The sequence below is a fragment of the Winogradskya consettensis genome (genome assembly GCF_018332715.1).
Taxonomy (GTDB): Bacteria; Actinomycetota; Actinomycetes; order Mycobacteriales; family Micromonosporaceae; genus Actinoplanes; species Actinoplanes consettensis.
In genome coordinates, this window is the sequence record NZ_BOQP01000059.1 from 43,672 (window position 1) to 54,640 (window position 10,969).

A 10,969-nucleotide genomic window follows, 5' to 3' on the forward strand; every position below is an offset into this window, starting at 1 on the left:
TAATTAACCGCTCAGACCCTGGAAATCGCGCGGTCAAAAAGCGGGAGTCGCGCTCGGGTGGGTGGCTGGGTCGCCTGGGGGCGTGGGCTCTTGGCGTTGCGCGGGCGCGTAAGTCGCGCTCGGGTGGGTGGCTGGGTCGCCTGGGGGCGTGGGCTCTTGGCGTTGCGCGGGCGCGCTAGTCGCGCTCGGGTGGGTGATCGGGTCGCCTGGGGGTGCGGGCTCTTGGCCTTGCGCGGGCGCGTAAGTCGCGGTCGAGTGGGTGATCGGCCGCTTGGGCGCGGGTTCCTGTAGACCCGGGGGCGGGCGGAGGCCGCGGTCCAGCGGGCGGCTGAGGGGCGGGCCCTGAGATCGCGTGAGCGGAAGTCGCGGTCGGGTGGGTGACCGGCCGCTCGGGGTGCGGGCTCTTTGAGGGTGAGCACTTACGCAGGTGAAGGGTCCGGGTGGCTGTTTTGGCGCCGTCAGGCGCCTGGCCGGCCGGGTCCGGCCTCGACGGGAGTTGCGGTCTGTACCACCCGCCGAGCTACGAGATCGAGCTCTTGACTTGATTTTGCAGCACCGCCACCAAGCGGGAGCGTCAGATTTTTGCGCCCAGCTCGACGGCGGGCTTCGGGACGCGCATGCGGCGGAAGGTGAGGGCTCGCATGATGCCGTAGAGGTAGAGGGAGCCGAGGCGCTGGGTGGTGTTGGGGAGGCGCTCGGTGACCAGCTTTTTGACCTTGCGGCTGATCAGGATGCTGTCGATCACGACGATGACTGCCAGGATCGCCCAGAGCAGGTTGGCAGCCAGGTTGATGTAGGCGGGCATGGCGCCGGTGGAGCCGATGAAGACGATGATGGCGCCGCCGAAGAACCAGGTGCCGGCGGTGCGGCGGGAGTCGACGATGTTGCGGACGAGGGCTCGCTCGGGGCCTCGGTCGCGGGCCAGGAGGTAGCGCTCGTCGCCCGCTTTCATGCCGGCCTGGGCTTCGGCGCGCTCGACTCGCTGGCGGTCGCGCATCTGCTTGTAGGCCTCGCGGCGGTTGGCCGGGGCTGCGGCGGTGGTCTGCCGTCGCTGGGTGGTCTGCCGCTTCGGCGTCTCGACGCCGAGCTCTTTCTTGGAGGGCGTGTAGCCCTTCGGACGCGGCTCGGTGGCCGTCGCGGAATCGCTCACCTTGGCGGTGGCGTCGGCGACGAGGTCGGAGGACTTGCGGCGAAACAGCGAAGACACCCCAGCAGCGTAGCCAAAGGGTGCGACAAACCTGAAACCGCGCCGCCGATCCCGGAGGATCAGCGGCGCGGTTGTGACCGAACGGTCTATCAGACGTATTCGGCGTGGGCGCCGAGGGCCGAGAGTTTGTTCTCGAAATCCTCGTAGCCGCGGTTGATCAGGTCGACGCCGTAGACGCGGGAGGTGCCCTCGGCTGCGAGTGCCGCGATCAGGTGGCTGAAGCCCGCGCGCAGGTCGGGGATGACCAGGTCGGCCGCGTGCAGTTTGCTCGGGCCGGCGATGACCGCCGAGTGCTTGAAGTTGCGGCGGCCGAAGCGGCAGGGGGTGCCGCCGAGGCAGTCGCGGTAGACCTGGATGGTCGCGCCCATCTGGTTGAGCGCCTCGGTGTAGCCCAGGCGCTGCTCGTAGACGGTCTCGTGCATGATCGACAGGCCGCGGGCCTGGGTCAGCGCGACGACGAGCGGCTGCTGCCAGTCGGTCATGAAGCCGGGGTGCACGTCGGTCTCGAGCGCCACGGCGTTGAGCTCGCCGCCGGGGTGCCAGAACTTGATGCCGCCCTCGACGCCGGTGACGCCGGGGCGGGTGACCCGGGCGTCGGTGATCTCGAACTCGCCGCCGATGTTGGTGAAGACGTTGAGGAACGTCATCATGTCGGCCTGCTGCGCGCCGAGGACCTCGATCTCGCCCCGGGTGGCCAGCGCGGCCGCGGCCCAGCTGGCGGCCTCGATGCGGTCCGGGATCGGCTTGTGCTTGTAGCCGTGCAGCTTCTTGACGCCCTGGATCTCGATGACCCGGTCGGTGTGCACGGTGATGATGGCGCCCATCTTCTGCAGCACGCAGATGAGGTCCATGATCTCCGGCTCGATCGCGGCGTTGCGCAGCTCGGTGACGCCCTCGGCGCGGACGGCCGTGAGCAGCACCTGCTCGGTGGCGCCGACGCTCGGGTAGGGCAGCTCCAGCTTCGTGCCGTGCAGACCGTTGGGGGCCGTCAGGTGCATGCCCTCGGGGGTCTTGTCGACGACCGCGCCGAACTCCCGCAGTGCCTGCATGTGGAAGTCGATCGGGCGCGGGCCGATGTGGCAGCCGCCGAGGTCGGGGATGAACGCGTGGCCGAGGCGGTGCAGCAGCGGCCCGCAGAACAGGATCGGGATCCGCGACGAGCCGGCGTGCACGTTGATCTCGTCGGTGCTGGCGCTCTCGACGTTGGTGGGGTCCATCACCAGCTCGCCGTCGTCGACGCCGTCGCTCACCTTGACGCCGTGCAGCCCGAGCAGGCCGCGGACCACCTCCACGTCGCGGATGCGGGGGACGTCGTACAGCGTGCTCGGTGTCTCGCCCAGCAGGGCGGCCACCATCGCCTTCGAGACGAGATTCTTGGCGCCACGGACCCGGATCTGTCCCTGCAGCGGCGTACCGCCGTGCACGGCCAGGACGTCGTCGGTCAACGCAACCTCCAGAGACAGGCGCAGCGACGCGCCCGGAGCGAATAGGGTGCCGCCGCAGGGAAGGGGGTTCCGCGGCAGCCGCCCGGGCAGCATAGCCCTGAGTGACTGTTGCAGAAACGTCCAGATCGCCCATCTGGGCACGAATGGCTGATGATTAAGCCAAGAAAAAGATGATCGCTTTCTTTGGGCTCATCAGAGGCTACGCAGCGTGATGGTTTACGGCAGTGCGAGCATCTGGTCGAGCGCCACCCGTGCGTACTTCGCGGTGTCCGGGTCGACGGTGATCTGGTTGGGCACGCGACCCGCGACCAGCTCCTCGAGCGCCCACACGAGGTGGGGGAGATCGATGCGGTTCATCGTCGAGCAGTAGCAGACCGCGCGGTCCAGGAACATGATCCGCTTGTCGGGGTGCTCCAGGGCCATCCGGCGCACGAGGTTGAGCTCGGTGCCGACCGCCCACGCGGAGCCGGCCGGGGCCGCCTCCAGGGCCTTGATGATGTATTCCGTCGAACCGACCTGGTCGGCGGCGCGCACGACCTCGTGCCGGCACTCGGGGTGCACGATCACGTTGACACCGGGAACCCGCTCGCGGACCTCGCGGACGCTCTCGATGGTGAAGCGGCCGTGGACCGAGCAGTGCCCGCGCCAGAGGATCATCTTGGCGTCGCGGAGCTGCTCGGCGGTGAGCCCGCCGCCCGGCTTGTGCGGGTCGTAGAGCACGCAGTCGTCGAGCGTGAAGCCCATATCCAGCACCGCGGTGTTGCGGCCGAGGTGCTGGTCGGGCAGGAAGAACACCTTCTGGCCCTGCTCGAAGGCCCAGTCGAGGGCCCGCTTGGCGTTCGACGAGGTGCAGACCACGCCGCCGTTGCGCCCGACGAAGCCCTTGATGTCGGCCGAGCTGTTCATGTAGGTCACCGGGACGACGTCGCCCGCGATGCCGAGATCGGTGAACTGCTCCCACGCCGTCTCGACCTGGCCGAGCACGGCCATGTCGGCCATCGAGCAGCCGGCCGCGAGGTCGGGCAGGACGACCTTCTGCGCCTCGGTGGTCAGGATGTCGGCACTCTCGGCCATGAAGTGCACGCCGCAGAAGACGATGAACTCCGCGTCGGGGCGGGCGGCGGCCTCGCGGGCCAGCTTGAAGGAGTCGCCGGTGACGTCGGCGAACTGGATGACCTCGTCACGCTGGTAGTGGTGGCCCAGCACGAAGACCCGGTCGCCGAGCGCCGCCTTGGCGGCGGTCGCGCGGGCGACCAGGTCCGGATCGCTCGGTGCGGGCAGATCGCCGGGGCAGTCGACGCCGCGCTCACTGGCCGGGTCGGTGCCCTGGCCGAGCAGCAGCAGCGCGAGGGGGGTGTTCGCGGGTTCAGTCCAGGTCGACGTCACGGTCCTATGTTTCCACAGGGTTGCCGGAGGTCGAGGTGTGTCAAAGCCCTCAGCGCTTACGGGCCTTTGTCATGATCTGTCGGATTCGGGCCTGGTTTTCGGGCTTGGCGAGTTGCTGCCGGCCCTGCTGGACGAGCTTCTGACCCTTGGGGCTGCGGAGGAAGGTCTGGAGTCGCTGCATGAGAGTGGCCATACACACAACGTTGCCAGACGGAGCTGAGCGAAACCTGTACCTTCTGTGCTCGTGCGAATACTCATCTGCCCTGACAAGTTCGCCGGGACGCTGAGCGCCGCCGAGGTGGCCGCCGCCGTCACCGAGGGCTGGCTCGGGACCGCGCCCGCCGACGAGTGCGTGCAGCGTCCGCTCTCCGACGGCGGGCCGGGTTTCATCGAGGTGCTCGGCACCGCGCTGGGCGGGCAGCGGATCCCCGTCACCACCGTCGACCCGCTCGGGCGGCCGGTGCCGGCCGAGGTGCTGCTGGTCGGCACCACCGCCTACGTGGAGAGCGCTCAAGCCTGCGGGCTGCACCTGCTCGGTGAGGCGGAGCGCGATCCCAAGGCTGCCACGTCGTACGGGCTGGGCCTGCTGCTCGCCGCCGCCGTCGAGGCGGGCGCCACCGAGGTCGTCGTCGGGCTCGGTGGGTCCGCCGTCAACGACGCCGGTGCGGGGATGCTGGCCGCGCTGGGTGCCGGGCCGGTCGACGTCGGTGGGTACGCGCTGCCGTACGGCGGCGTGGTGCTCGGCACGGCGGAACGGCTCGAAGGCAAGCCGCGGCTGCGTCAGGTGAGCATCGTGGCCGCCACGGATGTGGACAATCCGCTGCTCGGGCTGCACGGGGCCAGCAACGTGTTCGGGCCGCAGAAGGGTGCCTCGCGCGACGACGTCATGCGGTTGGATGCTGCGCTCGAGCACTTCTCGGGCGTACTCGAAAAAGAATTCGGGGTTGAGGGGCTGGCTCTCATGCCGGGCGCGGGTGCGGCCGGTGGGATCGGCGCCGCGCTGCTAGCCCTTGGCGGCCGCGTTGTCTCCGGGATCGGGCTGGTCACGCGTCTGATCGGGCTCGACGCCGAGCTCGACCGGGCCGACTTGGTGATCACGGGGGAGGGCTCGTTCGATCACCAGTCGTTGCGGGGGAAGGTAACTGCGGGTATCGCGAATTCCGCTCGTGACCGTGGGTTGCCGTGCGTTGTGGTCGCGGGGCGTAACGAGACGGGGCATCGCGAGGCCGCGTCCGCCGGCGTGACCGAGACGTACGCTCTGGTGGAGCACTTCGGGTCATCCGACCTGGCGTTCGCCGAACCGGCCCGTGGCCTCCGCGAAATCGCAGCTCGCCTGGCCACACAGTGGTCCCGGTGAGTTGGGGAATAAACCCCAGGAGAGCTAGCGTTGGCCGGTACGGCACATCACCGGACCGGCAGGGAGAACCGCACGTGACAACTGAAGCGCACATCGAGTCGACCGAGGCCACCACGGCCGCGCCGACCGGCGTCATTTTGACCGACGTCGCGGCTGTCAAGGTCAAGGGCCTGATCGAGCAGGAAGGGCGCGACGACCTGCGCCTGCGTATCGCCGTGCAGCCCGGTGGCTGCTCCGGCCTGCGCTACCAGCTCTTCTTCGACGAGCGTTCGCTCGATGGGGACGTCGTCAGCGACTTCGACGGTGTCGAGGTCGTCGTCGACCGGATGAGCTCGCCGTACCTGGCGGGTGCCACGATCGACTTCGCGGACCGGATCGACGCGCAGGGCTTCACGATCGACAACCCCAACGCGCAGAATTCCTGTGCCTGTGGTGACTCGTTCCACTAAATCCACCAGCGTTGTTCACCACGAGGGCCGCTCATCCGCAAGCCGGGTCGAGCGGCCCTCGTGCGTTGACCGGTAGGCTCCGGGGGTAATCGCACCCGATCCCCGAGGGCCGACATGAAGATCGCCGTAACCGGCTCGATCGCCACCGACCACCTGATGCACTTCCCGGGCAAGTTCTCGGAGCAGCTCATCGCCGATCAGCTGCACAAGGTCTCGCTCTCCTTCCTCGTCGACGACCTGGTCGTGCGGCGCGGCGGCGTGGCGGCGAACATCGCGTTCGGCATGGGACAGCTGGGCCTGACCCCGATCCTCGTCGGCGCCGTCGGCGCGGACTTCGCCGACTACCGCTCCTGGCTCGAACGCCACGGCGTCGACTGCGACTCGGTGCACGTCAGCGAGGTCGCCCACACGGCGCGCTTCGTGTGCACCACCGACGCGGAGCTCAACCAGATCGCCTCGTTCTACGCCGGCGCGATGACCGAGGCCCGCAACATCGAGCTCGCCCCGGTCGCCACCCGGGCCGGCGGTCTCGACCTCGTCGTGATCGGCGCCAACGACCCGGCCGGCATGCTGCGGCACTCCCAGGAATGCCGCGACCGTGGGTACGCGTTCGCAGCGGACCCGTCGCAGCAGCTCGCCTGGATGGACGGCAAGGACGTGCTGCCGCTGATCGAGGGCGCCAAGTTCCTGTTCACCAACGAGTACGAGCGCTCGCTGCTCGAGACCAAGACCGGCCTCAGCGGCGACCAGGTCCTCGAGCACGTCGAGATCCGGGTCACCACGCTGGGCGCCGGCGGTGCCGAGATCACCGGCCGCGGCATCGAGCGCATCCACGTCCCGGTCGCCCGTGACGTGGTCCCGCAGGACCCGACCGGTGTCGGCGACGGCTTCCGGGCCGGCTTCTTCGCGGCGCTGAGCTGGGGCGCCGGCTTCGAACGTGCCGCGCAGGTGGGCTCGCTCGTCGCCGCGAACGTGCTCGAGTCCGACGGCGGCCAGGAATACGCCATCGCCACGGACCAGTTCCTGAAGCGGCTCGCCGACTCCTACGGCGACGAGGCCGCCGCCGAGATCCAGCCGCATCTGATCCAGGCCTGAGGAGTACGAGAACCATGGTGCTGGCCGTCTTCGCCGGACTTCCGGGCGTGGGAAAGAGCACGCTCGCGCAGCAGGTGGGGGCGGCCATGCCCGCCACGGTTCTCGCGGTCGACACGATCGACGTCGCCCTGCGGGCCTACGACGTGACGGAGCCGCGTCCCGGCTACGCCGCATACGGCGTGGTGGCGGCGCTGGCGGAGACCCAGCTGCTGATGGGCCATCACGTGATCGTCGACGCGGTGAACCCGGTGAAGGGCGCCCGGCAGCTCTGGGTCGACCTCGCCGACCGCCTCGACGTGCCGCTGCGCGTGGTCGAGGTCTTCTGCGGTGACGACGACGAGCACCGCCGGCGGGCGAATTCCTGGGCTGACGTGCTGAAGAGCCGCGCCGAGTACGAGCCCTACGTCGGCCCGCGCCTGGTGGTCGACACCTTCCTCGCCAAGGAGCCGGTCAAACCCGTACTCAACTATCTGACCTTCCGCACCTCGTAGGCGTCCGCCTCCGGGGAGCCGAGGTATTCCTGGCCCTTCATCCGGCACCACGCCGGGATGTCGTTGGCCGCGGCCGGGTCGTCGGCCAGCACCCGGACCACCTCGCCGACCTCCACGCCGGGCATCGCCTTCGCCAGGTCGATGATCGGCAGCGGGCAGCGACGCCCCCGCGAATCCACCTCGATCACATTCCCGCCTCCTTCCGGATCGCCTCGACGAGCCCCGGCAGCACCGCGAGGAAACGGTCCACGTCGGCCTCGGTCGACCCCCGGTGCAGCGATACGCGTACGTTGCCGTGGCTGAGCACGCCCATCGCCTCCAGCACGTGACTCGGCCGCAGCGTCGACGCCGTGCACGACGAGCCCGACGAGACCGCGAAGCCGTGCCGGTCGAGAGCGTGCAGCAGCGCCTCGCCGTCCACATAAAGGCACGAGAACGTCACCAGGTGCGGCAGCCGAACGTCCGGATCCCCGACGATCTCCACGTCGGGCACGGTCTCGGCCACTTTCTCCCTGATCTTCTCGATGAGGGGACCCAACCGCGCAGCCTCCGCCTCCGCCTCCGCCATCACGGCCCGCAGGCTCGCCGCTGCCGCGACGATCTCCGGGAGATTCACAGACCCTTCCGCATGCGGTCTGTGAAGATCATCACCGGGGTACGGAGAGAGCCAGCGCACACCTTTGCGTACGACGAGCAGCCCGACGCCCGCCGGACCGCCCCACTTGCGCGCACTCGCGGTCAGCAGCGACCAGCCCGCCGGGACAGGGGAGTGCCCGAGTGACTGGGCGGCGTCCACGTACAGCGGCACGCCGTTGTCCGCGCACACCGCGGCTGCTTCTTCGATCGGCTGCACCGTGCCGACCTCGTGGCTCGCACTGATCAACGCCGCCAGCGCGGTTCCCGGCGCGCTCACCGCTTCGCCCCAGGCGGTCAGATCAAGACGTCCGAGACGGTCCACACCCACCTCACGGGCCTGCTCGTGGCGGGCCGCGGCGTGCAGCACGGCGGAGTGCTCGATCGCCGAGTGGACGAACGTTTTGCCTGCTCGGGCGCGACCCGCGAGTCCGCCCAGGACGGCGGCGTGGGCCGCGGCGGTGCCTGAGGGGAGGAAGGTGACCTCGTCCGGGCGTACCCCTATGCACTGGGCCACCGTGGCCGTCGCCGCCTCCCTCAGCTGCTGGGCCCGCCGGCCCGCGGCATAGAGCCGGTCCGGATCCGCCCAGCCGTCCTCCAGCGCCGCGAGCAGCGCCTGCCGCGCCACAGGATGCATCGGTGCGGCGCTCGCCGCGTCCAGGTACGCGGGCGCACCGGCTTGTTCCGCCCTGTATTCCACCCTCGGAACGGTATCGTCCACAGAAACGGGGAAAGCACGACCGCCGGGAAGATCCGACCCCCGGCAATCGGGCGGCATCGGCAGGTCGAGTACTGTGCGACAGTCGGTGACACCTTGCCGTTCGGTGTCCGGTTTCTTCGCACCGGGCGGTGCTCAAGGGAGGCATGAGCAGGTGGTCTCAAGGAGTTCGGTCGCACGGCCGCGGGTCGTTCGGCTCGCCGGGCTCGGTGCCGGCGGTGCCATACTGCTGGCCCTGCTGTCCGGTTGTTCCGCGGACGGGATCGGCGACGCCATGGGCGGTTTCGGCTGGCCCAAGCACGGCATCAGCCTGCAGGCCCACAAGATGTACGACATGTGGATCGCCGCGGTCATCGCGGCCCTGGTCGTCGGCGTCTTCGTGTGGGGCCTGATCTTCTGGTGCATCATCCGGTACCGCAAGCGTGGCGACAAGCTGCCCGTGCAGACCCGGTTCAACATGCCGATGGAGGTCCTCTACACGGTCACCCCGGTCCTGATCGTCGCGGTGCTCTTCTACTACACCGCGATCGTCCAGACCGATGTGGACAAGCTCTCGGCGAAACCCGACCAGACGGTCGAGGTTGTCGCGTTCAAGTGGAACTGGCAGTTCAACTACCGCGACGGCGTCGGAGAAGACGCCAACACGGTCGCCTCCACGCTCGGCACCACCTCGGACATCCCGATCCTCGTCCTCCCGACCGGGCGCACCATCCGGTTCGAAGAGACCAGCAAGGACGTCATCCACTCGTTCTGGGTGCCGGAGATGCTGTTCAAGCGGGACGTCTTCCCGGGCAGCGTGCGCAACACCTTCGAGGTCACCCTCGACAAGGAAGGCCGCTACGTCGGCCGGTGCGCCGAGCTCTGCGGCACCTACCACGCGTTCATGCAGTTCGAGCTCGTCGTGGTCTCGCCGGAGAAGTTCGACCAGTTCCTCAAGGCCAAGGAAGACGGCCAGGACACGCACCAGGCGATGGCCACCATCGGCTTCACCGGCGACCAGTCCTACGCCATCACCACGAAGCCGTACGACAGCCGCCGCCACGACGACTCGTGGAACCAGTCCGGTGCCACAGCCTCGGGTAAGTAGGAGTACGCGTTGAAGACCGAATACAAGATCTTCGTAGGCGTCGCCGTCTTCCTCTTCGGCGCGGCGGCCGTCTACGGCTTCTACACCCACGGCGCCCAGGGTCAGATCGAATGGATCGGCCTCGTCGCCCTGATCCTGTCCGGCCTGCTCTGCTCCATGTGCGGCGGCTTCTTCTGGTTCGTCGCCCGCCGCATCGACCTGCGCCCCGAAGACCGCGACGACGGCGAGATCGCCGAAGGAGCGGGCGAACTCGGCTTCTTCAGCCCCGGTAGCTACTGGCCGTTCGGCCTCGCGCTCTCCGCGGCCATCGCCGGTATGGGGCTGGTGTTCTGGATGTGGTGGTTGATCGCCCTCGGGATGTTGATGGTTGTCTTCGCTGCTTGTGGGCTGTTGTTCGAGTACTACTCGGGGAGTCGTCACCCCGTCGAGCACTGATCCTTTCGCTTTGTGGAAGACCCGTCCTTGCTTCGGCTGGGGCGGGTCTTTCTCGTTGGCTCAGTGGGATTGTCGCCGTGGGACGGTTGGGGCGGGGGTGTTCTAAGACAGGCTTCAAGGGCGTTTTTATGCCTGTCTTAGAACACCCCCGCCCCAACCTTGCATGGGGGCATGCTGCGGCTATGAGAGTGGTTTCGCGCTGCCGGGTGCATGGTTCGGGCCGCGGTCACCTCGCGGTGACGGGTCTGGCTGCCGCGTTGTGGGCAAGGCGGCGATCAGCTCAAGCAGGCCGGCCTCACTGGTGGGTCAGGCGGACGTACCTCGCCGCTTGCGCGGGCGGGTTCGGCCACCGGCGTGCTCGCCATACCGAGGGCTGGTCCTTCTGCCCGGCTGCCCGGCTGGCCTTGGGCTCGCTAGCGGGGGTACGGCGTTTACGCACATGCTGGTAGAGGTGTTGCGTCCTCTTGAAGAGCGACCGGCGGGGTGCGTCCGCCTGACCCACCGGTGAGGCCGGCCTGCATGAGCTGCGTGGCTGGAGTGCCCACAGCGCGGCAGCCAGACCACGCGCTGGAGGTGGGCGACTGGCCTAACCATGCAGTGTGCGGTGGGTGACCATGCTCCTGGCGATGGCGGAGGTCAATGCAAGGGTGGAGGCCTGGGTGTCTA

11 protein-coding genes are annotated in these 10,969 nt (G+C 68.7%); 6 read left to right on the forward strand and 5 right to left on the reverse strand.

Going from position 1 to position 10,969, the window contains the following annotated elements; translation table 11 throughout:
- Positions 1–574: 574 nt before the first annotated feature.
- The 3 genes from Aco04nite_RS44760 to nadA form a co-directional block, all read right to left on the reverse strand.
- Entirely contained in the window at positions 575–1,207 is a 633-nt protein-coding gene (locus Aco04nite_RS44760; protein ID WP_213003269.1) for a DUF3043 domain-containing protein, read from the reverse strand.
- 89 nt (positions 1,208–1,296) lie between these two features.
- Positions 1,297–2,652 (reverse strand): UDP-N-acetylglucosamine 1-carboxyvinyltransferase, encoded by a 1,356-nt coding sequence (gene murA / locus Aco04nite_RS44765; RefSeq protein ID WP_213003270.1) that lies wholly within the window; start codon positions 2,650–2,652, stop codon positions 1,297–1,299.
- Between the two features lie 216 nt (positions 2,653–2,868).
- The gene (gene nadA / locus Aco04nite_RS44770) at positions 2,869–4,038 is read right to left on the reverse strand and encodes a quinolinate synthase NadA (RefSeq protein WP_213003271.1); all 1,170 of its coding nucleotides are present in this window, start codon (positions 4,036–4,038) and stop codon (positions 2,869–2,871) included.
- Positions 4,039–4,282: 244 nt separating this feature from the next.
- On the opposite strand from nadA, the gene Aco04nite_RS44775 reads away from it, so the two are divergent.
- The 4 genes from Aco04nite_RS44775 (at position 4,283) to Aco04nite_RS44790 (ending at position 7,430) form a co-directional block, all read left to right on the forward strand.
- Positions 4,283–5,395 carry a glycerate kinase family protein gene (locus tag Aco04nite_RS44775; RefSeq protein ID WP_213003272.1) on the forward strand — a complete coding sequence of 371 codons (1,113 nt, stop codon included), beginning with the start codon at positions 4,283–4,285 and terminating at the stop codon, positions 5,393–5,395.
- A 74-nt stretch (positions 5,396–5,469) separates the two neighbouring features.
- Entirely contained in the window at positions 5,470–5,844 is a 375-nt protein-coding gene (gene erpA / locus Aco04nite_RS44780; protein WP_213003273.1) for an iron-sulfur cluster insertion protein ErpA, read from the forward strand.
- A 114-nt stretch (positions 5,845–5,958) separates the two neighbouring features.
- Positions 5,959–6,939, forward strand: a complete 981-nt coding sequence (locus tag Aco04nite_RS44785) for a carbohydrate kinase family protein (RefSeq protein ID WP_213003274.1) — start codon at positions 5,959–5,961, stop codon at positions 6,937–6,939.
- Positions 6,940–6,953: 14 nt separating this feature from the next.
- On the forward strand, positions 6,954–7,430 hold the full coding sequence (locus Aco04nite_RS44790; protein ID WP_213003275.1) for a P-loop nucleotide/nucleoside kinase family protein: 477 nt from the start codon (positions 6,954–6,956) through the stop codon (positions 7,428–7,430).
- On the opposite strand, the gene Aco04nite_RS44795 is transcribed toward Aco04nite_RS44790, so the two are convergent.
- Together Aco04nite_RS44795 and Aco04nite_RS44800 are read right to left on the reverse strand one after the other, a co-directional pair.
- Positions 7,406–7,618, reverse strand: coding sequence for a sulfurtransferase TusA family protein (locus tag Aco04nite_RS44795; RefSeq protein WP_213003276.1), 213 nt, complete (start codon positions 7,616–7,618; stop codon positions 7,406–7,408). The two genes, Aco04nite_RS44790 and Aco04nite_RS44795, sit on opposite strands and share 25 nt — an antisense overlap.
- A complete protein-coding gene (locus Aco04nite_RS44800; protein WP_280519493.1) occupies positions 7,615–8,763 on the reverse strand; it encodes a cysteine desulfurase family protein in 1,149 nt (382 codons plus the stop codon). The genes Aco04nite_RS44795 and Aco04nite_RS44800 overlap by 4 nt, the downstream gene beginning before the upstream one ends.
- Before the next feature lie 172 nt (positions 8,764–8,935).
- Between Aco04nite_RS44800 and ctaC the strand changes: the two genes are divergently transcribed.
- Together ctaC and Aco04nite_RS44810 are read left to right on the forward strand one after the other, a co-directional pair.
- Positions 8,936–9,868 carry an aa3-type cytochrome oxidase subunit II gene (gene ctaC / locus Aco04nite_RS44805; protein ID WP_213003278.1) on the forward strand — a complete coding sequence of 311 codons (933 nt, stop codon included), beginning with the start codon at positions 8,936–8,938 and terminating at the stop codon, positions 9,866–9,868.
- A 9-nt stretch (positions 9,869–9,877) separates the two neighbouring features.
- Positions 9,878–10,303 (forward strand): cytochrome c oxidase subunit 4, encoded by a 426-nt coding sequence (locus Aco04nite_RS44810; protein ID WP_213003279.1) that lies wholly within the window; start codon positions 9,878–9,880, stop codon positions 10,301–10,303.
- Positions 10,304–10,969: the final 666 nt, after the last annotated feature.